Source organism: Phycisphaerales bacterium, assembly GCA_029268515.1.
In the GTDB taxonomy this organism is placed as follows: Bacteria; Planctomycetota; Phycisphaerae; order Phycisphaerales; family SM1A02; genus JAQWNP01.
The window spans coordinates 268,458-292,567 of sequence record JAQWNP010000006.1 but is presented as its reverse complement, the minus strand read 5'-3'; the positions used below and the strand labels follow the sequence as shown (position 1 = coordinate 292,567).

The following is a 24,110-nucleotide window of genomic DNA, read 5'->3' as shown; positions in this document are numbered from 1 at the left end:
GGGTGAAGTCAGGAATCAGTCTTTCAAATAAGTGTCAGCTCCTTTTCGGATGTGCCGTGTTCATCATTCTGATCGCGGCCTTAAGTGTGCCGTGGTTTCACACGGCCGCCCTTGTTAAGGACTACCAACTAGAGCTTGCTCGACAGCTTGCAGACACCTGGCTTGCAGCAGGCATTGAGTTAGGATCAATGAAAAACTCAGGAGAATTACCTGAGGCCTTAGATGATGAAGTGAAGGATCCTAAACAAAGATCTGCACTCTCGATGCAGTTTGTTGAAGTCACAAAAGTAGACTCTTTAGATAAAGGCAAGGGGTTTATAGAGCGGGCGCTCAAAATTTTTCAATCGAGCCCCAGAGACTCTGAGTACTACGTATCCACCGAACTCAATGATGTGCCAACGTTTCGATATGCGAGGGCAGTGCGTCAATCACAGATGCTTGCGATCGATGCAAGATCAATTAAAGAGTTTGTAACCAGCCCAGTTGAAACAAATGACGCAGATCCCGTGGTCGGTATTTTAATGGTCGAACGTACGACGCAGTTTTCTGCGAGCCAGCGACTGGTGAGCCGTGTCTTCATCATTTCTGCAGGTATTGTTGCGGGGCTTCTCGCCATTTTGGTCTTTTACTTTATTTTAACCAAACTAATCTTCTCTCCAGTACGGCGGCTGCGTGAAACTGCGGAGCGCGTTCAAGCTGGTGATTTGACTATTCGCGCAAATCTAAGAACTGGTGATGAGTTTGAACAACTTTCTGGTGCGTTTGATTCAATGCTTGACCAGTTAGAACAAGGGCAATCAAAATTAAGATCAATTAATGAGGGTCTTGATCTGAAGCTTGAAGAACTTGCCGAAGCCAATGTCGGTTTATATGAATCCGACCGACTGAAGAGTGAGTTCCTAGCAAACGTGAGCCATGAACTTCGGACACCTTTGAATTCAATCATTGGTTTTGCAGAACTCCTTGATGAAACAAGCCGTGTGTCAGAGGGCGTTGACCCAAAGTCGGTTCGTTACATTGCAAATATTATTCACAGTGGCCGACAGCTACTTGAAATGATTAATGAGCTTCTTGATATGGCTAAGATCGAAGCTGGGCGCATGGAGGTGAATCTCGAATCGACTAGTGTTGGCGATCTTATTGAGGGCATCGTGGCGATTATGCGTCCGCAGGCAGAATCAAAAGAGCTTTCAATCGATGTTAAGATTGGAAAAAACGTGCCTTTAATCGAAACCGATCCTGGCAAGGTGCAGCAAATTCTTTATAACTATCTCTCGAATGCAATTAAGTTTTCACCCCCTGGAAGTCCCGTTGTACTTCGTGCAGAGCGAATCGTACGACCTGATCGATCGCCAGGTGTACGTGTTGAGGTAACAGATTCAGGGCCCGGTATTCCTGAAGATATGCAAGACACCGTTTTTGAAAAATTTCGTCAGGTTGATGCATCTCATACCCGCGAACACCCGGGTACAGGTCTCGGCCTGGCGATCTGCCGTGAGTTGGCCGAAATGCTTGGTGCCAGCGTGTCATTTGGGTCGAATCCTGGCCAGGGTGCAACTTTTGTCGTAGAGCTTCCAGAGCAGTACCGTGTGGAGGAACGCCGGCCTCTCATGGGCTAGTGGGTAAACATGGTATTGATTCAGAGTCTGACAGAGCAGGAAGAGGCCCTGGGCTGGTGTTTCCTTGTGAAGCTGGAATCAGGTGATCTTCTCAGAGAGATCGAGGTCCATCTGTCGTGGGCCGATTACAATCTATGGTCTCAAACAGGGGCTGATATGCCTTGGCTCGTTGCTCGAGCTGCGTTGGTTTTTGTGCTTCGTTTTATGACGGTTGAGGAGCTTCCTAAGCGGCTTGATGCCTCGATCGTACGAAGACTCAATAGATCAGCAGATGCTCAGGTTCCTGATCTGATTGTTGCAGAGGGTTGATTCAGTGCTCAAGGCACCTGGTCGAATGGAAGGTCATTTGTGAGTTTCTTTCTAGAGATTGCTCGGCTTGGCATTTGGAACCTGAGGCTTCACTTGCTGCGCTCCATTTTGACCAGCATTGGCATTATGTTTGGTGTTGCAGCCGTGATCGTGATGGTGGCTTTGGGTGAGGGTAATAAGCAGGCGGCGCTGCGCGAGATTCAAAAACTAGGCGCTACCAATGTGATCGTACGTTCACAGCGACCGCCAGAGTCAGGTTCATTTGGTTCGAGCCAAAGGTCGTTTGTGGCAAGCTTTGGATTGACACGAGCAGATCTCGCACGTCTAGAGCACTTTCTTACCGATGCCGCTTACATCGTTCCACTAAAATCCGTTGGTTCAGAGATATCGCGTAAGGCAAGGCGCACAGTGAGTCAGTCGTTTGGCACCACTCCAGATTTACTGGATGTTGCCAATCTGACAGTTGAGCCTGGTGGTCGGTATCTTTCACCGGACGATATCGAGAAGCGGCTGCCAGTTGCAGTCATTGGTGCCGACATCGTAAAACAGTTCTTTCCACTTGAAAATCCGGTTGGACAGGAGTTTCGGATCGACCGGAGAGTCTTTCGTGTGATAGGCGTTCTTAGCCCAATTGGATTAGCAGGGGGTTCTGGTGCGGCGTTGCTTGGGCGTGATTTGAATGCGGATATTCACATACCAATAACGACAGCCGAACTTGAGTTCGGTGATATCGTAGTTCGTCGTCAGTCAGGTTCATTTTCTGGTGAGGATGTTGAGATCTCTGAAGTCTATATTACGACCAATGAAACAGAGGAGGTCGTTAATACAGCGAGCAGAGCACAGCGGATTATTGAAGTTGAGCATCCAGAACTTAGTGATGTGAAGCTCATCGTTCCCTGGGAGCTTCTTGAAGCGAGAAAGAAACGGGAGATGATCTGGAACATTGTGCTTGTATCAATTGCTGCCATCAGTCTTGTTGTTGGTGGTATTGGCATCATGAATATTATGTTGGCGTCAGTCACTGAACGTATAAGAGAGATCGGTGTGCGCCGTGCTGTTGGGGCAACCCGAGCACATATATTGGCTCAGTTCTTAGTTGAGACCGGGTCGCTTTCAGCAGTTGGTGGTTTGTTGGGGATTGCTTTGGGCATTGGGTTGTCTGCAGTTATCTCTACGCTCGTCCCATGGATCCTCTCGTTGCCGGGCATTGCAGAGTCGTTTGATGGTGCTGTTGTGTTGGAAACCCAGGTGACGGCATGGTCAATTATCGTGGCATTCGTTGTCTCTGCCGTTGTTGGATTGGTTTTTGGTATCTACCCAGCAATCGTGGCGAGTCGACAAGATCCCATTGTGGCATTGCGGCATGATTAGTCGTATCCAGTAAAGAACCTTCATTTCAAGGAGTCTCCCTCGAATGTTTACATCAGCCATTGGAGGCCTGCTACTGCTTTTTGTTCTCGGCTCTTCACAAGGGGCCCCGACAGCAGTGCACGGAAAACGCACCCATAGCATTACGATTGAAGACTATTTCACCTTGGCTTATGTCGGAGAGTGTGCAATGCGCCCTGATGGTGGCAATGTTGCTTTTACGGATAGTCGTTGGTCACTGGACCATGAAACCCGCAACAGAGATATATGGATGGTCAACATAAAAGGCGAGCATCTACAGAGATTGACTTTTGACCACGCAGATGATTGGAATCTTTCTTGGAGCAATGATGGCTCCTGGATTTATTTTCAGAGTCGACGATTTACTGAGAGCGGCGGTTTACAAGTATGGAGGCTATCGCCAGAGACAAAAACGATTCAGCAAGTCACAAGGGTCAAAGGCGGGATTGATCAGTATCAACTAAGCCGTGAGAGTGACCGTTTATACTTCCTGTGTTCCCGTGACGCCGAGATTGATGATCGATGGCAAGAACTGCGTAGCCAGTTTGATCGTCTAGAGTATGGTTCAGATGCTGGGGAGCACTCTGAACTGTGGGAGCTTGATCTCACGACCTGGCGACTGAATCAGTTGGTGACCCCTAAGGGTTTCTATCGAGACTTTTCAGTCAACGATCATGTTCAAAAAGTCGCACTGGTAAAAGTCCCTGACGACGAACTGATTTCGCATGAAGGTTGGTCTCAGATGGATATTGTGGATGTTCCGAGCGGCAAGACAACCACCTTGCCCGATGGACTTTGGCGATCGCAGGGACCATCGCCATATGGCTGGATAGAATCGCCCACTTGGTCAGCTGATGGGGCAAGGCTGGCGTTTTCAGTCGATTTTGATGGCTATCCTCAAGAAGTTTTTGTTGCGACATTTCCAGAGGAGTCATCTCCAACTGTTCGTAAGTTGCCACGCACTTTATCTGGAGATGAGGCAGCAAAAGAATTGACGACCTCGGGCAGATTGACATGGAGATCGAAATCTCATGACTTATGCTTCCTTGCGGAATCACATGCGGTCCAACGTGTGTACCAAATCAAGGATGCTGGTGGTGACCCAGCGTCTAAAGCAACAGTACTGACACCAGGTAAGGTCGTTGTTGATTCATTTAGTTTTGATGACAACGGCCAGCAACTCGCAATCGTGACGAGCGGATTGATTCACTTTAATGATGTGTTCTTGGTGATGGATCTTGGTTCAGAAGCGCAATACCGTCGTTTGACCAATGTAAATCCCCACGTTGATCAATGGCGGCTTCCTCAGGTCAAGATTGTCCAATGGAAAGCACCAGATGGTGTCACTGTTGAGGGTGTTCTTGAGTTGCCACCAGGATATGACCAGCAGTCAGATGGCCCATTACCAATGTTAGTGCAATTGCATGGGGGGCCAACAAGTTCAAGCAAGTACCGTCTCCAATATTGGGTTTATGGTCGGACGCTTTTTCCCGCACGCGGTTGGGCTCTTCTTAGCCCGAATTATCGTGGCTCAACGGGCTATGGAGACAAGTTTCTGACAGACCTGATCGAGCAAGAAAATGATATTGAGGTGTCAGATATTCTGGCTGGTGTTGATGCTATGGTTGAGCGTGGTATCGCTGATCCCAACCGCCTCGCTGTTTCTGGGTGGAGCAATGGCGGTTATCTCACGAACTGCCTGATTACTCAAACGGATCGCTTTAAAGCAGCGAGTAGTGGGGCGGGTGTCTTTGATATGACCATGCAGTGGGCTGTCGAGGATACGCCGGGGCATGTCATCAACTATGCGGGTGGACTTCCATGGGAAAAACCTCAGGCGATGCAGGAGATGTCACCTCTCTATCGCGCCGATGAGATTAGCACACCGACACTCATCCACTGTGGAGCGAATGATGCACGTGTGCCTGTTGCCCACAGCCAAGCACTGCATCGCGCGTTGAGTCGATATCTGGATGTGCCAAGCGAGTTAGTTGTGTATCCGAACACTGCCCATGGACTAAGTCGACGATCTGACCGAGAAGCAAAGTTACAATGGGATGTGCAATGGCTAGAGGGCTATACACTGGGTGATGAGGAATAGTTACTTTTATGACCCTGTGAGATAGTGCAAGTAGCCAATCATTGTGCACGAAGACCATTTCTTTCAATCGCAAAAAAGAAAGCACCCTCAGCTTATTGAGGGTGCTTTGAAGATCTCTAAGAAGTCATTTGTTCTATGGGTTATTTACAGTGCCACCAGTAGAGCCAGTGACTGTTGCTGTATCAAATCCCTGAAGCTGCGAGTTCTGAAGCATGCCTGAAAAAGTGACATAGCGTCTCGCGCTACCCGAGTCAGATGTCTTGCGGGTTGGCTTGATAATAGCGGGATAACCAGCGATCTGCCGCTGAATGAAGTCAGGGGCCCGAATAATAAGATTGCCTTCGTAGTAACGGATATATGCAGCTGTTCCACCGTTGATGTTCCAGCTCGTAGGCTCAACCAATTCAGTGATGATCACAATAAGCTCTTCCGCTTTTTCCTGTCGGTTCATCTGATCAGGATCGCCGCCGGGGCCACCGAAGATGTTACCACCACCACCGCCGCCGCCACTACTGCCGCCGCCGCCGCCGCCGCTGCGACCGCCACCGCCACCACCATAGCCACCACCACCACCACCACCGCCGGCACCACCACCACCGCCGCCGTTCTGGCCTTGGTCAAGCGATGCTGCAAGATCGAGATCTGGTGGATCATTAAACTGTGGAAGGTCGTAGAGTAGATCTTCGACAGGGTAGATGCGAAGCTCTTGAGCAGGGGGAACACTGAGTCGTTCTTTTGTACCCACCTCTAGATAACCATTGCGAAGTTGCCAAGTTGTATCTTCGAGATCTTCTGCTTGTTCAAGTATGTTCTCAAGGATGAGAAGTGCTGGTTCGTTTTCGACATCAAGGGAGATCATCATGTCCGGATCAATACCGTGACCTTCCTTATCGTCAGAGTAGCGACCAATGATTCTTACTCCGAGGACATCCTGCATCAAAGTGAAAACTTCACGGACAGGTCTGTCTTGGAATTCAAATGTCAGCGGTGTATACAACAGAGCGCCGAGCATCTGGGCTTTTGCTCGGGTGAGATTCGCTTCTCTGTTCTTGCGAACCTGGTCAATTCGTTCAGAGAGCGATTGGCCTAATACTGGCGTAGCTAAAAGGGCAATACTCAGAGAGAGTGTGAGAAGTTTCATAGTGTGGTCTCCAACAAGTAAGAGCTCCGCAATTCAGGGACATCTGGGCGAAGCGATCTCTACAGTATATTCATCGGATGATGAAGGCTGAGCCCTTCGAGCGAAAGTAAGTGTGTTATTTGGGTTCGACGTGTCTTTTTGTGAGAATTCGTAGGCTCTCGAGGGTTTCACAAGCCATAATCAGCCCCATCGCCTGGGCCGCTGAGGGTTGATTTTGATCCCAAAGAGCCGCTCGGACCCCTCCAACAGCTCTTTTGGGCGTCCGGGGCTGATGTGGGGTCTCTATTCGATGCATGAGTTGTATAAGAAATCTCATGGCAGATAACTGAGATTCTATGGCGGCTGCTAGCTCCTGATCATTTGTCAGGTGCTGCTGGCCGAGCATGGTGGCTAAGAGAATCCCTGGGCGTAAGCCCTGAGCGGTTGCATTGGCCTTGGTGCCGAGGCCAAGAGGGAACCCACCATCAAGCGTTGGAGCCCAAGGAGCATCTTCAGGGCCGTCTTGAGCGGTCTGCAGCAAGCGCCGCTGGCGGCGGAGCATTTGGTCCCAGCTTGTCGTTTCACCTGAGATCACATTCATATCGATCACCGCCCAGCCTAACCAGGGGTGGAGTGATACATATTCATTTTCGGGTACCAACGTCCAGGTTGCATCAATCCACTCAGTCATCATTTCAGGGGTCAGCGGTGGAAGATCAGTTTGGCCAGCTTGGCGCGATATGGCAGTCATTGCAGAAACGATGATGGCTTGCTCATGGGGATTGAGCTTTAAAGCAGAGCGGTTCATGGTCAGCGCCAGAATGGTATCGCGAGCTTCCTGGTGCAATGCTGCTGAATTCGTCTCATACGGCATTTCATCTGCCCAAGCTAAGACAATAAATCCTGCCAGTACTGGATGAAGTGGAGGCGCATTTTCATTGTTCCTTCGTGTCGCCAGCGCCGTCAGTATTGAGGCGGAGAGTTCACGGGCTTGTTCCGCTTGGGTCGGATTGGCTCGATCGATACGCGCGTATCTGCGTAGTGCCATTGCGATAATGAGCTGATCTTCATCTGAAGCGATCAATGGAATGTATGAGTCGGTGACGGGGTTGTAGCCCCCAAGCAATCCAACCGGCTCAGGGCCAGGCCAAGCTTTTGTTAAGAGATGTGATGCGATCTCATTTGCGGCTTGGGTGATGCGAGCTGGAGTAATTGAAGAAGCTTCGACCAAAGTATCGCCTTGCTCCAAAATAAGTGGCAGTGCTTGCGGTGAGCGTTGTGCGAGATCCAGCGTGGTAAACCGATAGACACCCATTTCAGGTTGTCTCGCAAGTTCAGAAAGTGGCCGTGGTGGCAAGCCAGCTTCACCGAGAAGCCCCGCCAGTGTTGGTGCGGCAATTCTCCGATTGAATGCTCTGGCTGCAGATGGAAACTCAAGGTACCAACGCTCTTCATGACGAAGTGCCAATCCATCAGAACCTGCTGCCAAGCGGTTGTTGAGCTGTGCCGCAGTTGTTGCCAAGATTGGTTGCATGTGGCCAGCCACTTCAATCTCAAGTGAAACCTGTGTTGCAAGTTCATCTCTCATATCGCGCGGGAGGTTTGCTGCTCCGGCACTGCCAAGCACCTGACTCAGAGCCCGGCCAACAGCACGCCGTACCATCCACTGGTCTGGTTGAGCGTCCGTTGCCAACGCAATGACATGGCCTGCCCTTCGAAGAATGACAGCAACGCCAGTGGCCCCAGGAATTGGTATTGCTGATTGGGGAGAGGTTGGTGGTGGCAGTCCCTCATCATCAAATAAATCGATCCATGAACGACTTACTGTAAAAGCGTCTAAGGCAGCACTCACATCCAGAGTCTCATCTGCATTCGCGTAGATAGAAAAACTGTGTCCAAGCACCACTGTGGTAATCAATAAACATTGGATGTTGCTTTTGGGCATCATGCGGCGCATAACCAGACCAAGTGGTCCGAGAAAAAACCGGCTGAGGCAACTGGCTCTCCGGTACTTGCTCTGTGCGGACAATGGCACAGGGATTGAAGTTATTAAGTGACTAGACATCTGAAGATCAGGAAAAAAGGACCTTTACCGTGCGAGCAATGATGACATTGACGGAGAACCGTCGTCGAATAGCGATTTTGGTAGTGCTGACATTTATCACCCTATGCTAGCCCACCGGGATCGTAAGGACGTCAGGTATTGAGAAGATATGCCTTGAGCTTTCCATTTGGCAGCTTAGAGGGCATATCTGAATACAACAATACAAGCGTCCAGCATGTGGACGCCTCAAAATCGCAGATCACGACAGTGACGGTCATTCAATATACGCCGCGTTTTTCGCGGCCGGATCCTTGGGGGAGGATTCGCGTAACAGGCTCAGCCTTTGGCTGGGCCTGTTTGGTTAATGAGTCATTGTTTCAGACGGCTTAAAAAAACCCCGGCAAGGCCGGGGCTTTTTAAGAAGTGATTTTGGGTTGGTTTGATTAGAGCTCGATCTTGTCGGTTCCCAATGCACCATGGTCGTCCATGCCGCCCTTGGATGGTGCATCTGATCCTTCAACCGTTGGATCGCCGTCTTCAACTGGGGTGTCATCGCCCCATTGTGCTCGCTTGAGGCTCAGGCCAATCTTTCGATCAGCAGAGTCCACTCGCAAGATCTTAACATCGACCTGGTCACCAGGCTTGACGATGTCATTGGGCGTCTCAATTTGGTCGTCCGAAAGTTCGGAGATATGCAAGAGGCCTTCAAGACCTGATTCTAATTCAACAAAGACGCCGAAATTAGTGATCTTCGTAACGGTGCCATGCACAACCATGCCAGGCTGATATGCAGCAGGAATCTGCTCTAGCCATGGGTCTTCAGTGAGCTGCTTGACACCAAGGCCGACGCGCTGCTTTTCGCGATCGATTTCGAGCACAACGCACTCAATCTCTGTGCCCTTTTTATATTTCTCATTGGGATGGGAAATCTTCTCAGTCCATGAGATATCGGAAATGTGTAACAACCCATCAACACCCGGCTCGATTTCAACAAACGCGCCGTAGTTTGCAAGATTGCGAACAGTTCCATGGATAATTGTGCCTGGAGGATATTTCTCTGCGACTAATTCCCAAGGATTAACTTCTGTCTGTTTGATGCCAAGAGAAATCTCATGCTTATCTCGATTGATATCAAGAACAACCACTTCGATTTCTTCACCAACGCTGAGAATTTCACTGGGATGATTGACTCGTTTTGTCCAAGACATCTCTGAGATGTGAACAAGGCCTTCGACGCCTTGTTCAAGTTCAATAAACGAACCATAGCTGACCAGATTCACCACACGCCCAGTGATACGGCTGTTAATCGGGAATTTCTCTTCGATGCTCTCCCATGGGGAGGCTTCTTTCTGCTTGAGTCCAAGTGCGATCTTCTCTCGATCCAGATCAATCTTCAGAATTTTGACTTCAAGCTCATCGCCGACTTTGCAGATTTCACTGGGGTGATTGACTCGGCCCCAGCTCATATCTGTGATATGCAGCAAGCCATCAACGCCACCGAGGTCCACGAAAGCGCCAAACTCAGCAATGTTTGTGACGGTGCCCTTTACGAGCTGGCCTTCTTCGATGCGGCTCATCAGTTCGGATTTAGCTTCATGACGTTCGCGTTCGATGAGCTTACGGCGACTGATAACGATATTGCGCCGCTCCTCATCGATCTTGAGAATTTCCGCGCGAATCATCTTGCCGATGAACTCACCGATGTCACCTGGGCGACGGATATCAACTTGAGAGGCGGGTAGGAACACAGGAACACCAATATCAACGAGTAGTCCACCCTTGATCTTACGCATGCCGCGGCCTTCGATGATGTCACCTTCCGCATTGTTGGCCAAGATACGTTCCCATCCACGGATGCGATCGGCCTTGCGCTTCGAGAGTTTGATGACGCCTGAATCGTCTTCAATATCTTCGAGCAGGACTTCAATTTCGTCACCTGGTGAGAGGGCGTCAAAGTCGTCAAATTCGTTTTTGTTAATAAGGCCTTCAGACTTGAGGCCAACTTCAACAACAGCGTCATCGCCGGCTTTGCCTACGACGCGTCCCTTAAGGATTTTGCCGCGTTCAAGTTGTGCCATATCACTGGCAAGTACCGAGTCCATATCGCCGCCGGCGACCTCGGTTCCAAGTGCTTCAAGAATAAGAGCATCGACGCTTGCTTGATCGATATCAAGAGTTGCAATTAGATTCTGATCTACCATGTGTTTAGTGGGTATTTCGGTCCAGTTGGACCATTTTTCTGGGGCCAGTTCAGGGGCGGAATGCCCCACACTGTGACGTCGTCATCGGCTTCAAAACAATTGAAGCATCCATCGATTGAGAACGTAAGCGTGGCCGGAAAGCAGCCAAGCAGTATAACGTCGCTTGAGTCATTTTGGACCAGAAAGTCAGTCTCAATAGGTCAATCTGCAGCGTCTTGGCTCGAGCCAGGTAGAACGGCCGATGCTCGCTGCTGAGACCGGTTCGGTGGAGATATAAGCAGGAATCCAATAGCGCCAGAGGCACTAATGGCAGCGCTGACAGCAAAGACCACTGGTCCATCCCATGTGGGCCAGCTTGCTAAGGCCTGATAAAGGCCAACGCCCGCCAAAGGCGCCAGTATTCCTCGAATGCCAAATAGGGTGACGTGGACACCCATATATTGCCCACTCTTTTCCAATGGGGCAAAGTCATGGTGCCCGAGGTTCCACGCCAAAATACCACCACCTTGTGCCACACCAAGCATGATGGAAGCAATCCAAAGTGAAAATGGGGAAGACGTTACCGTGGCTATGAACATGAGCAAAATGGTGATCACAAAGGTCCAACTGTGAATTCGCCGGAACTTAATGATGTGTACTTTGTCCAAGAGCCGCGACCAAAGACCAATACAGAGCATCATGACAACAATCGGTATCGTCATCAGCAGCATGAGTGATCCGAAATATGCGAGCTCAAATTGATCTTTCAATATGATCACGAGTGGCGCCATTGCCATGAGATTGCCAAAACCAAAAACGAATTGCGTTAGTACAAAGCGCCGAAATAAACGATCACTGTTGAGGATTTTCAATCCTTGTCGAAGTGATGACTTAATGCCAATCCCTGCATTTTTGCGTTCGGCTGCTCGCAGTGCTTTATGACCGCGAACCTTGACGCCTCCATATGCTAAGGCGCCAAATGTTCCTGCGATGGCGACAAGCGGGAAGATGATTCGGAAAGCATTAGCATTCCAGTCCATCGCCTGACCTATCACGGCGCTGATACCCGCAACCGGTAGCGTGTGGAGAATAAACAGGCGGCTGGTAATTCGGCCACGTTCGTGCTGTGGGTAGTTCGCTGCCCAGACACTGGTACGAATGGTGACTACGCCAGTCCAGCAGATGCGCACGCCAATGACGCCCACCAGGAAGATCCACACACCGAGGGCGTTAAAAGGCGCCAGGGCCATGGCTGCAACAAGCAGCACAGTGATAAACATGAGCATGTTGGCGAACTGAATTTTGTGCTTTCCAGCACTCATTCCAGCCCAGCCGAGGCTGGTGATATTGGCAAACGCCTTAGATGCGATGAGAATCGCCACAATCAGATTGAGCAGTCCATCAGAGACCACACCTGCGTAGGCATTCTTAACGATGACGCCAACGACCTTGCCTTCAGCGGCGCCAGTCATCAACGGTAACAAAGACCAAGCAATAAGCTCCTTCTGGTAAGCGTGACGACTGAGCTCGGGCATCTGTTTTGGATGAAACGAGGCGACAAATGTTTTAACCAGGCGAAAAACACTCAGTTGCATGTGTGCCTATCAGCATGTGACTACGCTTGAAGGAGCAAAGGTTTCTTCAAGCGCAAATCGAAACTGCAATTTTATGATCAATTAAGTCAGTCCAAGAAATGCGATGCCCACATCGTCGCGTCACTGGCAAAACACAGGTACGGAAAATCAGCGAGGCTGACCACTGGTGTAGACGATTGGGTAGGGACTGAGCCGGCTGGGATGGTCGATATACGTGGCACGTCCTAAATCACCCCAGAACTCTCGAAACTCCACATTGCCAGTCACAGCCATATGGCTCTGGACATCAACGCTTCTCTCAGTGAGTCCTTGTAACTCGGGCGTCAGATTAGAAAGAATAGCATTGGTGCTCACATTATTTGGGGAACTACAGCCCACCAAGGCAGTTACTGTGATTAGTGAAGATCCAACTGTAATAAAGCTAAGAGCACGGTTCATGCGTTCTGCCACCTTGTTCTGTTCCCGAAGCTCAACACTGCCGCCGGACAGGAAGAGCTAGGAGTGAGATTTCGACCAGCCGCTCGCAGCACCGATCGTGCTGGTCGCGGCCCATAGTATAGAACTTCTGTCCATGAATTGCCGGAACATTGCCTAAATGCCTCGCCCTACCTCCATTGTGGAGGTACTGTCTAACTGGCAGCGGCCGCCAGGGGTGGTGGCCCTTGTTCGCCTGGTATTTTTTCTCGAGCCTATTGAACCCCATGGGATCGCTGATCCGCGACGACGGGCAAGCCTCCAAAGAGTGGAAGTCCTGGATCGTCGGCAGGTGAGCCCACCTTGATCCTGGGTTCGAGCAAACCATGGCGGACGTGGGCAATTCACAGTACCTGTGCGGTCGCCGCTTTTTTATTTAGGTATCAAGAAGAAGTGAGGCTAATTGCTGACGATAGTCTGTCGCGATCTTCTGGAGTGAGTCAGGCATGACTCGTACATCACCAACAACAGTGATGAAGTTGGTATCACCGTTCCACCTTGGTACCAAATGGGCGTGAAGATGTTCAGGCAAACCAGCCCCCGCAGCAGCACCTTCATTGATGCCGAAGTTGATGCCCTGTGGGTTCAGTGTGGCATGTACCAGTGCTGTTGCTAGTTCAATCAGATCCCAGAATGCGCGGCGCTGATCGGCGTCATAATCGAGAAGGGTGGGACGTGGCTCTCCTATTGCAACAAGAAGATGCCCGCATGTATAAGGAAATCGATTCAGTAAGATCATTCCAAAATCATTGCGATGGATGACCAGATGCTCCTGATCTTTTTCAGGAGTTAGCCAATAGGTGGCCAAGAAATTATCAATACTGGCCACTTCTTTCCCTGAAGCGTCCGCTTTATATTTCAGGTCACGAAGATAGGTTGCTCGCCAGGGAGCCCAGAGTTGTTCGCCTTGCATGTCTTGATCCTAGGGCGGCAGGCAAGGTATGCAACCCCACACCATTAGGGCTAGGCTATTATCAAGAGTCGCTCATTGAGGACTATGGTGTCGGAATGTCTGGAAATCGTCTAAGAATTGGCTGGCTATGTCACTGGCAACATTAACGAACGTGGTTTGCAGATTTGGCACGAACGAGGTGTTAAGTGGCGTCACTATGGCCATCGAACGCTCACAGCGGATTGGGCTGGTGGGGCGAAATGGTACGGGCAAGAGCACGCTGTTAAATATTCTCAGTGGCCAAGTTCCATGTGATTCGGGCAGCGTTGAGGTGCAACGGGGTCTGACCATCGGTGCGCTGGCTCAGGAGCGATTCTTTGATCCGAGTGATACCGTGCTTTCCGCAGCCGGGCGTGCCTTTGCTCGAACATCTGAATTGAAGGATCAACTGGCGGCACTATTTGAAGAGATGGCCCATGCGGAGGGTGCAAAGCTCGATGCGCTAATGCGCCAGCAGGTGACCCTAGAAGAGCAGCTCGAGGTCGCTGGTGGCTATGTGACGGAGCACCGCGTAGAAGCAATGCTCCATGGACTTGGGTTTGCTACCAATCAATTTGATCAGAAAGTCACGGTTCTCTCAGGTGGACAACTAGCGCGGCTCGCATTAGCTCAATTACTACTTGAATCGCCCGACATTCTTGTGCTTGATGAACCAACGAATCACCTCGATATTGAAGCGAGAAAGTGGCTAGAAGATTTTCTTATAGATTCACAGTTTGCCGCCATCGTCTTAGTGACCCATGATCGTTGGTTGCTCGATCGAGTGGTCGACAAAATTATCGAAGTCGACAACGGCCGCCTGTTTGAATACCCAGGTCATTTTTCAAATTATCTTGAGCAGCGCTCCCTGCAGCGCACAACCCTCAGCCGACAGTACACCAAACAGATGACGCGAGTCCGTCAAGAGGAAGGTTACATACGCCGATACAAAGCAGGCCAAAGATCGAAGCAAGCCAAGGGGCGTGAGTCACGCCTTGATCGTTTTCGAAAAGAGGAGATGATCGATCGTCCCAGAGAATTGGATGTGATTAAGCTGAAGATTCCCGAAGCGCCGCGTAGTGGCGATCAGGTTGTTGTTGCGCAGGAGATTTCTAAGTCATTTGGTGATCTCAAGCTCTTCCAAGATCTGTCCTTGACCATTACGCGAGGTGATCGGGTAGGCATTATTGGCCCCAATGGAGTTGGAAAGACAACACTGATCAGATGCTTACTTGGTCAGGAGCAGGTCACACAGGGTGAAGTGCGGCCGGGAAGCCGGCTCAGCACGGGTTATTTCAAGCAAGTTCATGATGGTCTTGACCTCTCCCTCTCGATATGGCGAGCGATTCAGATAACCGTTGAGCATGAGTCAAATGGCCGTGATGTCACAGAGCAGCAAGCCAGAGATCTTGCTGGAGGGTTTCTCTTCAGTGGAGAAGAGCAGGATCAACCATTGCACTTACTGTCTGGGGGTGAGCGGGCCAGAGTGCGTCTGGCTGGTTTGTTGGGCTCACCTCACAATTTACTTGTCATGGATGAACCATCGAATCACCTTGATATTCCTGCGGCAGCTCGTCTCGAAGAGGCCTTGGCAATTGAGAGCGGTTTTTCGGGCACGTTACTTCTGATCACACATGATCGAGCGCTCTTGCAAGCGACTTGTACACGTTTGATTATCTTTGATATCAATGGTGAGGTGACGTTGTTTACAGGAACCTACGAACAGTGGTTATCTCAAACCGAAAAAGTCGTGGACAAGGAGAAGGGGTCGCCGTCACCTGGTAAGCGAGACCGAAAAAAGAGCAGCGTGCAAAATGCCGGCCGGCAGGCTTCAGAGAAGGCAAGCACATCAGGCCAGAGCAATCTTTCACATCTCAGCCTCAAGAAGCTTGAGGATCGCATAGAGACGTTTGAGTCTGATATTAAGAAAATTGATCAAGAACTCTCGCAGCCAGATATCTACACGAACCCCGAGCGATGCCGGGATTTAACCGCCATGCGAGAGAGGTTAGTTGTAAAACTTCTGCCTTATGAGGCTGAGTGGTCGGAACGCGGAGGAGCCGCGTAGGTCAATGATATTGATGATGTAGGGTTACTGGAGAGGACGACATTTCCAGTAGCGTCGGTCACCATGAACGTCGCATCGACCAGTTGGCTGGCATCAATTGCGAAACGCTGTCCAGTAATGGGTCGTGAATTGAAACTCACGATATTGGACAACTCAGTTCCATCCGAAAGTATCGCACTAAGTGTGAACTCACCATCACTGGAGGGGAGGTCTAGCGTGATCAGGAAGACTTCATTATCTCGTTGATTGACCCAGAGATGGCCCATGCCTCGTGAGTTTCTTTCAACAGAGTACATTGCAACCTGAATGCAACTTGGATTTGCGACAAAGGAATCAAGATCATTGCCAAGGTACGATTTAAGTTGATCTTGTGTCTGTAGGTTGAGTGCAACATCAGCCAACAAAGCATTGGTTCGGTCATTGGTTTTATAAGCGTAGATGGAGATTGCAACGACCACGCCAACGAGAATGATTGCTGCGCCACGCCACGCATCGTGCGAAACTAAGTTGCGTCTGCTCACTCGGGTAGTTTCACTGCTTGTCGCCAAGTTGTGTCCGAAGCGGCCAATGGTTGCCAGCGGCGCCAATTCAGAGTTCTCTTCAAGGATCCGCTTCCGTAAATGTTCCAGTACGCGTTCACGAAGCGCTTCTGGTGGCATGATGTTCGGTAATAGTGAAGTATCAGCCACAATCTCTGCTTGAAGTTCTTTAATCTCATCCTGAACAGCAGGAGGGGCATTGTGGAAAGACCGGTTGAATTGTTCGGTCTCGAAATCATCTAACAGCCCCAATGCATCTGCAGCAGCAACTTCAAGGAGCTCAGTTCGTGTTAACAGGTTTGTGTCTTTGGTCATCATCCGAATCCTAATAGTCTGTTTTTCCGCTATGCCGTTGCTTAAATCTATTTCGCAGCAAAGAGTTGGGGGGTTGCTTGGTATCTTTCAGTTGCAGGCCTTATCAAGGCAAAAAGATCGCATAATTGTTACATATCCTCGATTAGGGCCCCAGGAATCACTCTTTTATACAGCCCACTCGGCTGATCGACTTTCTCTTAATTTAATGAGCCCACGGCTCAATGCTGATTTAACTGTGCCGAGAGGTGCATTTAACTGAACGCTGACCTCTCGTAAAGTGTAACCCTGTAAATATGCCCGCTCAATCACAACTCGTTGCATTTCAGGCAGTTCTCCAACTCGCTTCCGTAACGAACTTCTCCACTCCTCATCGTTCGTCTTCTTTTCCGGTCTATCGTCATGGCGAGAAGCGGCTAAATCTTCCTCCAGCACTCCTGGTGAGGGGCGCACCGCTTTTCGTCGAAGTTGGTCAATCAAATGTCGCCGAGCAATTAACATGACCCATGTCACGAGCTTGGCTCTTCGGGGATCGTATCGATCAGCCGTTTGCCAGAGTCGGATGAATACCTCTTGAACAGCATCCTCAGCCTCAGGCTGACTAGAGAGAAACTGGCGGGCCACCTTGAATACAAGAGCATTGAACCGATCATAGAGATCACCAATGGCGCCTTCATCGCCAGCAGCAACACGATGCATCAGCATCCAGTCTTCTTGACTCATTCGTAGGTTCTCCCGCACCAGAGACTTCGCAGGGTTGGGCTTAAAGATCCCAAAAAATACCTAATCCAGTGCAATCAGCTCTAACTGTCCCCAAAATGGGCACATCTTGATGGAAGGCAACATATGTTTAATAAATCGCGATAAGGGGCTCAAAAACAACCTTTTGCCGAAAATTAACCTCTTTTGAGCCCATTAAAGCCCTTCATCAGTATTCATTTTAGCTTACCGCAAGGAAGAGAACAGAGTTTTTATTTAGGTAGAAATGCCTCAATCACATAGACTATACGCGTGGTCAGTTGGTCTGCGATGAGGAGAAGCGGACTGGTTGGGCATACCGGAGGCTGGTATTGATCAGCTGAGGTCAGCCAGGATGATTCACACTAGTTGTTAGGACGACATTAGTGTGGTGGCTAGTAGGATGTGTGGCATGGCTTGTATGCCGATTATTCAGAGACGTAATGGATTGCCTAAGCGGCGAACAGTTGCATTGCTGAATCGCGGTTTTAGCCTCATCGAACTTGTCGTCGTCATCAGCGTTTCGACAGTTTTGACTGGCCTCCTTCTTCCAGCATTATCAAAGGTTCAGGAAGGCGCGAATCGCGTTTACTGTGCATCGAATCAGCGCCAGTTGGGGCAGGCGATGTTCCTTTTCGCACACGATCGTAATGGCAAATTACCAAAGAGCGAGATCGCTGCATCTGGCACACACCCATGGGATCTAACAGCGGTAACCGAGTCCACTCATGGTGGACATCGCTGGGATGGCATCGGTTGGTTATATGCACATAACTACTGCCGCACACCAAACTGTTTCTATTGTCCAAGCCATGGTGGCAATCATGCTTATGAAGAGTACGAAATTACTTGGCGTGAGATTGGCCAGGTGGGCGCATGGACACGGCCAAGTCGAGAAATCCAAACCAACTATCACTATGCAGGTGATGTTGATTGGGTAACCAAGCGACCTCGAAGATTGTCCGAAGGTTCGAAGCTGGTTCTATTGGCGGATGGCCTCAGAGAATTTGAGGATCTCAACCACACCGCAGGTGTGAATGTTCTTCGCGGCGACGGCAGTGTGCAATATGTGAATTCTCCGCGGATCAGAGAGCTGCTCTGGGAGTCAACGATTCCACTCATTCGGTCGGTCAGTTCATTCAATGAATTGTGGGATCTTATTAGTGAAAAGCAGGCTCAGCAGCCACTTGCCGGGGCACGCGATTAATCGCGAGTCACGAGTTTCCAAACAGTTCTTATAGCGACAAGCCCGTTCGGACCATGTCTTTTTATTGTGGTGCGCTGATTGGTTTGATATGCAATAGCTGAGCCCAATGACGAGCCATTCCTGAATCAATCAGTTCGTATCCTGTCGCGGTGATACGAGGCCCAAGTAGCGCTAGATCAATATGATAAATGGGCCACTCTCGTGGGAATGAAGCGGCGTATCCACTTCCGGCCACATTGTAGGCGTTGCGCATGTCCGGAAACATTTTTCTGATGGCAGAAGAACCTCTGTTCATATTGAAGTCACCAACAACTAAGTCCGGTGGGGGTAGCTCTAATTTATCTAATATCTTTTTTAGATCATTGGCGATCTGCATGCGTCCAATCTTTGTGGAAGATGGAAGGTCTACAACGTAAACCACGAGTGGTTCACTAAAGAATGGTGATGCATCGATCACTACCAAGCTCATATACAAACCACTATTCCAGATGACGGGTCGTATTTCTTGTACTGGAAATTTAGAGAGAACGGTGACCACTCCATCTCCGCGGTACAGTTGGTGATTGGGCAAGTGGTTTTTGAATAGCGTCTTACTTCTTGCGAGGTCATCTCCCCAGGTAAGAATTGCTATATCTGGATTGACTTCATGGAAAAAAACTTCTTCGCCTTTTTCAGATATTGTGCGGCTAGCCATCGTCCAGCAGAGAATTGACAGACCATCGCGTGGATTTTGGGCCTGACGAAAAAAGCGATGCTCCCATAGCGTAAAAAAGGCTGTTACGAACAGTAAGGCTAGAACAAGTGGCGCCATCCGCTGCCACTGGATCTGCATGGGGTACCAGCATTTGATTCCACCTAGAAGTGAAACGAGCAGTATCACGATGACTAATGGAGATGGAATCCATAACAACCACTGTGACCAATGCCATCTATTGGAGCAGATTTCTCCGACCAACCAAGCGATGAACACAATCACACCGAAGATGGTGATTGCCCAAGCAAGGATGGTCCATACAAGACGCATTAAGAGTTCTTAACCAGGAAGATGGAGTGGGAATGCCACTGAGGCAATAGCAGCAGTGATAAGAGCAGTGATAACTGACAATGGTATGCCAAGTCGCAGGTAGTCGGTAAATCGATAGCCGCCGGGGCCATACACCATGAGATTGGTCTGATAGGTCACGGGAGACATGAAACTACATCCAGCACCCATCATCAGTGTAAAGACAAATGGAACTGGACTAGCGCCCATCGTGGCGGCACTTTCCATTGCAATTGGGAAGAGCAGTGCTGCAGCGCCGTAGTTGGTTATGAACTGAGCGACAATGGCGGCCATTGAAAACAGCACTAATAGAACGACAAAGCCCCCGGCCGGTGAACATGAAGCCAGCCAATCATCAGCAAAAGTCGACAGGAGGCCAGTTTCGCTGACAGCGGTACCAATACCCAAAGCCGCGCCGATGACGAGGAGTACTTGCCAGTTAATGCTACTTCGAGCAACGGTTCCAGTGACACAACGTGTGACGATCATCAACATGGCGCAAACTAATGCAGCGACCCATGCTTGTGAAAGTACGTTCATCAGAATCACCATCAGAGCGAGGATCATGAGTGCGATGATTCCACGTTCGTGACGAACTGGGCGGGAATCAGCGACTTCGGAAATCAGATAAAAGTCGTCGCTATTGCAATACGCATCTACGAAGCCATCATGCGTATCTAGGAGCAGCGTATCTCCAGGTTGCAATGTAATGTCGCCGACTTTTCGCTGAATCTGGGCGCCAGCTCGGTGAACAGCAATAATTGCAGCGTTATACGTCGTGCGAAATCGACTTTCGCGAACAGTTTGACGGACTAATGGTGAGCGTGCTGAGACAACTGCTTCAACAAGCAGTCTCGCGTTTACCGGCGACTCAATCTTCTCAACTTGATCTGTGGCGGGCACTAATCCTTTGATCTTGCGTAGATCCATAACTGAATCTAAGACACCGACAAAGCCCAGGCGGTCGCCAGCTTGAAGTATTTCTTCTGGCCCAACCGCGGGCAGCGACTGATTGCCACGATCGATTTGGGCGAGGTAAAGTCCAGGCAGGTGTCGTAGCCCAGCGTTTTCAATTGAACGGCCAACGATGGTTGAGTCAGGACGTACTTCCATTTCGAGCTGATATTGCCTCGCCTCATCAACCGTAGCGAGTGGACTCTTCCGCTCTTTCAATAGAAACGGCGAAAGCCAGACAATCATAAAAGTACCGATGATCAGTGCTGGTACGCCCAATATGGCAATGCCCCAGAATTGAAGCACTGGACTCATTGGTTCGATGGTGCTCCCCATATCAATTTCTTGGTTTATGTAACTGTTATACAAGTCCATCACGATGATATTGGAAGCGGTCCCAATCAACGTGATCTTGCTACCCATAATCGCAGCAAACGATAGAGGCATATACAACTTCGATGGGCTTATCTTTAGACGTCGTGCCCAGTCTGCAATGATTGGCAGATACATGGCCACAATGGGCGTGTTGTTCATGAACCCCGACAGCACTGCAACAGGCCCCATCATTCTTGCTTGCGCGCGCGCAACCGACTTAGGGCGTCCTAGTAAAAGGTGCGACAGAGATTCCAGGGCTCCCGTTTCTCGTATACCAGCTGCGATGACAAAGAGCGATCCGATCATGACGACTGCCGGGTCGGCGAATCCACGGATGGCTGTTTGAGGATCCACAACCTGGCCAATGATGAGGAGCGTAAGGCCACCGACCATAGCGACATCGACACCAACTCGATTAGAGATGATCGAAGCCATGACGAGGCAGATGACCAGAATGGTAAACCAGGTGGAGAAGTCCATAGAAACCTAGTCGGCGATCACTATGCTCCAGCACCAACACCAAGGGCACTGATTATCTCGATGATGCTCTCATGGAGTCCAGGGACGGCACAAATCACCCCTCGATTGTTCTGAAGGGTTGCTCCCTGTGTGAAATCAAGGGGGGCACCAGTCACGTCAGATACGAGAGCGCCGGCCTCAGTTGCAATGATCATGCCAGCAGCATGATCCCATATTTTCTCAACATATCCCTTGCGAGTTGGCATACGAAGATAAGCATCTGCCTGATTGCGAGCGACTAAGGCATATTTACATTGGCTATCAAGGCGGACCGGTGCTGAGGGTGAGCCGAGTTTCTTCAGTACAGCAGCGGTCTCATCCTGTTTAGAGTGACCAGATTCAACAGATTCACAAGTGCGCGTGGTTTGCCCGGCAGACCAGCTATTGGCATGAACCTGACGTGGTGTGCATTGCGGATCGCAGGCCGGATATTCCCATGCTCCGGCACCTTTACTTGCTGCATACAGAACACCTTCTGAATCAGCAGTATCGAGTGGTGCCGCGTGATCAACCGGTAAGCTTGGGCAACCCATCACACCAAGCACGACTTCACCATGTTCGATATAGCCCAGTGCAATTGCAAATTGTTGTTGCCGTAAGAAGCCCTTGGTTCCATCAATTGGATCAAGGGTCCAGTAGCTATCAGCTGTGCCATCGTGGTTACAGGCATCAATAGCATCAAGTACTTGTGCAGTCGTTACGTCAGACCGAGCAGATTTTACAGTTGAAACGACGGCGTCCAACACGGCTGCCTGATTGACATTTCGTAAGAGATCAGCGCTTTCCTCACCCACAATTAACGGTGCGTCGAGACTCTCATTGAGGCTCATCCAAACCAAGGCTTGAACCGCAAAGTCTGCCACAGTCACAGGGCTTCGATCATCCTTGGTTACTTCTCGAACTGACTCAAGCTCACGTTGAACATGTTTGGCAGCGCCACATCCCGTGGCAACCGCGCTCAATGCAGCCTGCAGCAAAGAGTGCTGCTGATTCATTTGTAATCTCTCCGTAAAAATACGACTCTATTCAGATGGCGACCAACTGCTCTTGAAGTCAGTCAGCATACCCTTGAAGTCATCCTCGAGGCCCTTGAAGGATCTGCTGCTGACCAATTTCTCTCGCAGTTCTTTGCCGGGGCCGTGCATGTACTCCAGTAGTGATGCCTCAAAAGACGGCACGTCATTCTTATTCAGATCATCGAGAAACCCATTGGCTCCAGCGAAAATCGAAATGCACTGGTCGATGACCTCAAACGGCTGGTACTGGCCTTGTTTGAGTAATTCAACCATCACTGAACCACGGTCAAGCTGTCGCTGACTGGAGACATCAAGTTCGGTTCCCAATTGTGCGAATGCCTCAAGCTCGCGGAAGGCCGCAAGGTCAAGTCGAAGTGAACCCGCAACTTCTTTCATCGCTTTAATCTGTGCATTGCCACCTACACGGCTCACCGAAATACCCACGTTGATAGCTGGGCGTACGCCAGCGGCAAAGAGCTCTGGTTGCAAGTAGATTTGTCCATCAGTGATCGAAATCACATTGGTAGGAATGTAAGCAGACACATCACCCTCTTGCGTCTCAATGATGGGGAGTGCTGTGAGTGAGCCGCCACCTTCTTCGTCAGAAAGCTTAGTCGCCCGTTCTAGTAGTCGACTATGGAGGTAGAAGACGTCGCCTGGATATGCTTCACGACCTGGAGGTCGACGTAGCAAGAGCGAAAGCTGACGGTAGGCGATGGCCTGTTTGGAAAGATCGTCATACACACAGAGCACATGTTTAGGTGTCTTGCCTTCTTTGCCCTGCCACATAAAGTGTTCGCCGATAGCACAGCCGGCATACGGTGCGATGTATTGAATAGGGGCAGGGTCTGAAGCGCCCGCAGTCACGACAATCGTATAGTCCATAGCGCCATGTTCACGAAGCGTTTCGATAACACCCGCAACAGTCGATTCTTTCTGCCCAACTGCGACGTAAATGCAGACCACAGCCTCAGGCGTTCCCCAATACTGTTTCTGATTGATGATGGTGTCCAGGCAAACAGCAGTCTTACCTGTCTTTCGGTCACCAATAACCAACTCACGCTGGCCACGTCCCACAGGAATCATGGAGTCAATTGCCTTGATGCCTGTTTGAAGTGGTTCTGTCACAGGTTGGCGGAAGGCGATGCCGGGTGCCACAATATCGAGCTTACGGGTCTTTGTGGTGTTGATTGCACCAGCCCCATCAAGAGGATTGCCCAAGGGGTCAACCACCCGGCCTAGCAATTCTTCACCAACGGGGATCTCAAGTAATCGGCCAGTTGATTTGACGGTATCACCTTCACGGATATGGAGGTAGTTGCCGTAAATAACCGCGCCAACGGTGTCGAGTTCCAGGTTCATGGCCTGTCCCATGATGACACCTTCAGAGGTTTCAAATTCGAGTAGCTCGCCCGCCATTGCATTGGAGAGGCCATAGATACGCGCAATGCCATCACCTACCTCAACCACCCGGCCAACCTCAGAGATCTCTAACTCACTAGAGAACTGCTCGATTTCCTGTTTGATGACAGAGGTGATTTCGTCAGTCTTGATCTTCACGGCTCATACTTTCTGAAT

The 24,110-nt window shown here is 50.0% G+C and carries 18 protein-coding genes; 6 read left to right on the top strand and 12 right to left on the bottom strand.

Annotated features, from left to right (window positions below; genetic code table 11):
• The first annotated feature begins 56 nt into the window (after positions 1–56).
• Genes P8J86_04150 through P8J86_04135 form a run of 4 tightly spaced genes read left to right on the top strand, consistent with a single transcriptional unit; the run spans position 57 to position 5,418 of the window.
• Positions 57–1,619, top strand: coding sequence for a HAMP domain-containing sensor histidine kinase (locus tag P8J86_04150; GenBank protein MDG2053880.1), 1,563 nt, complete (start codon positions 57–59; stop codon positions 1,617–1,619).
• 9 nt (positions 1,620–1,628) lie between these two features.
• Positions 1,629–1,928 (top strand): hypothetical protein, encoded by a 300-nt coding sequence (locus P8J86_04145; GenBank protein MDG2053879.1) that lies wholly within the window; start codon positions 1,629–1,631, stop codon positions 1,926–1,928.
• Between the two features lie 39 nt (positions 1,929–1,967).
• Positions 1,968–3,299 carry an ABC transporter permease gene (locus P8J86_04140; GenBank protein ID MDG2053878.1) on the top strand — a complete coding sequence of 444 codons (1,332 nt, stop codon included), beginning with the start codon at positions 1,968–1,970 and terminating at the stop codon, positions 3,297–3,299.
• 43 nt (positions 3,300–3,342) lie between these two features.
• Positions 3,343–5,418: a S9 family peptidase gene (locus P8J86_04135; protein ID MDG2053877.1), complete on the top strand. Its 2,076-nt coding sequence runs from the start codon at positions 3,343–3,345 to the stop codon at positions 5,416–5,418.
• Positions 5,419–5,551: 133 nt separating this feature from the next.
• Here the strand turns inward: P8J86_04135 and P8J86_04130 are convergent, their stop codons facing one another.
• The 6 genes from P8J86_04130 to P8J86_04105 form a co-directional block, all read right to left on the bottom strand.
• Complete coding sequence (locus tag P8J86_04130) at positions 5,552–6,559, bottom strand: hypothetical protein (GenBank protein MDG2053876.1); 1,008 nt, start codon at positions 6,557–6,559, stop codon at positions 5,552–5,554.
• Between the two features lie 115 nt (positions 6,560–6,674).
• Positions 6,675–8,486, bottom strand: coding sequence for a hypothetical protein (locus P8J86_04125; GenBank protein ID MDG2053875.1), 1,812 nt, complete (start codon positions 8,484–8,486; stop codon positions 6,675–6,677).
• 539 nt (positions 8,487–9,025) lie between these two features.
• Complete coding sequence (locus P8J86_04120; protein ID MDG2053874.1) at positions 9,026–10,783, bottom strand: 30S ribosomal protein S1; 1,758 nt, start codon at positions 10,781–10,783, stop codon at positions 9,026–9,028.
• A 200-nt stretch (positions 10,784–10,983) separates the two neighbouring features.
• Positions 10,984–12,357: an MFS transporter gene (locus P8J86_04115; GenBank protein ID MDG2053873.1), complete on the bottom strand. Its 1,374-nt coding sequence runs from the start codon at positions 12,355–12,357 to the stop codon at positions 10,984–10,986.
• A gap of 147 nt (positions 12,358–12,504) precedes the next feature.
• Positions 12,505–12,795: a hypothetical protein gene (locus P8J86_04110; GenBank protein MDG2053872.1), complete on the bottom strand. Its 291-nt coding sequence runs from the start codon at positions 12,793–12,795 to the stop codon at positions 12,505–12,507.
• A gap of 412 nt (positions 12,796–13,207) precedes the next feature.
• Positions 13,208–13,744, bottom strand: coding sequence for an HIT domain-containing protein (locus tag P8J86_04105; protein MDG2053871.1), 537 nt, complete (start codon positions 13,742–13,744; stop codon positions 13,208–13,210).
• A gap of 127 nt (positions 13,745–13,871) precedes the next feature.
• On the opposite strand from P8J86_04105, the gene P8J86_04100 reads away from it, so the two are divergent.
• Positions 13,872–15,830: an ABC-F family ATP-binding cassette domain-containing protein gene (locus P8J86_04100; GenBank protein MDG2053870.1), complete on the top strand. Its 1,959-nt coding sequence runs from the start codon at positions 13,872–13,874 to the stop codon at positions 15,828–15,830.
• On the opposite strand, the gene P8J86_04095 is transcribed toward P8J86_04100, so the two are convergent.
• Both P8J86_04095 and P8J86_04090 read right to left on the bottom strand, forming a co-directional pair.
• On the bottom strand, positions 15,791–16,687 hold the full coding sequence (locus P8J86_04095) for a hypothetical protein (GenBank protein ID MDG2053869.1): 897 nt from the start codon (positions 16,685–16,687) through the stop codon (positions 15,791–15,793). The two genes, P8J86_04100 and P8J86_04095, sit on opposite strands and share 40 nt — an antisense overlap.
• A 162-nt stretch (positions 16,688–16,849) precedes the next feature.
• Positions 16,850–17,404 carry a sigma-70 family RNA polymerase sigma factor gene (locus P8J86_04090; GenBank protein ID MDG2053868.1) on the bottom strand — a complete coding sequence of 185 codons (555 nt, stop codon included), beginning with the start codon at positions 17,402–17,404 and terminating at the stop codon, positions 16,850–16,852.
• A gap of 427 nt (positions 17,405–17,831) precedes the next feature.
• Here P8J86_04090 and P8J86_04085 point away from each other — a divergent pair, with 427 nt between their 5' ends.
• Positions 17,832–18,626, top strand: a complete 795-nt coding sequence (locus P8J86_04085) for a prepilin-type N-terminal cleavage/methylation domain-containing protein (protein ID MDG2053867.1) — start codon at positions 17,832–17,834, stop codon at positions 18,624–18,626.
• A gap of 61 nt (positions 18,627–18,687) precedes the next feature.
• On the opposite strand, the gene P8J86_04080 is transcribed toward P8J86_04085, so the two are convergent.
• From P8J86_04080 to atpA, 4 genes are read right to left on the bottom strand one after another with little or no spacing between them, the layout of a single operon-like run.
• Positions 18,688–19,650 (bottom strand): hypothetical protein, encoded by a 963-nt coding sequence (locus P8J86_04080; protein ID MDG2053866.1) that lies wholly within the window; start codon positions 19,648–19,650, stop codon positions 18,688–18,690.
• Positions 19,651–19,659: 9 nt separating this feature from the next.
• Positions 19,660–21,477 carry an SLC13 family permease gene (locus P8J86_04075; GenBank protein ID MDG2053865.1) on the bottom strand — a complete coding sequence of 606 codons (1,818 nt, stop codon included), beginning with the start codon at positions 21,475–21,477 and terminating at the stop codon, positions 19,660–19,662.
• Between the two features lie 20 nt (positions 21,478–21,497).
• Entirely contained in the window at positions 21,498–22,511 is a 1,014-nt protein-coding gene (locus P8J86_04070; protein MDG2053864.1) for a 3'(2'),5'-bisphosphate nucleotidase, read from the bottom strand.
• Positions 22,512–22,538: 27 nt separating this feature from the next.
• Complete coding sequence (gene atpA, locus P8J86_04065) at positions 22,539–24,092, bottom strand: F0F1 ATP synthase subunit alpha (protein MDG2053863.1); 1,554 nt, start codon at positions 24,090–24,092, stop codon at positions 22,539–22,541.
• Between the last annotated feature and the right edge of the window lie 18 nt (positions 24,093–24,110).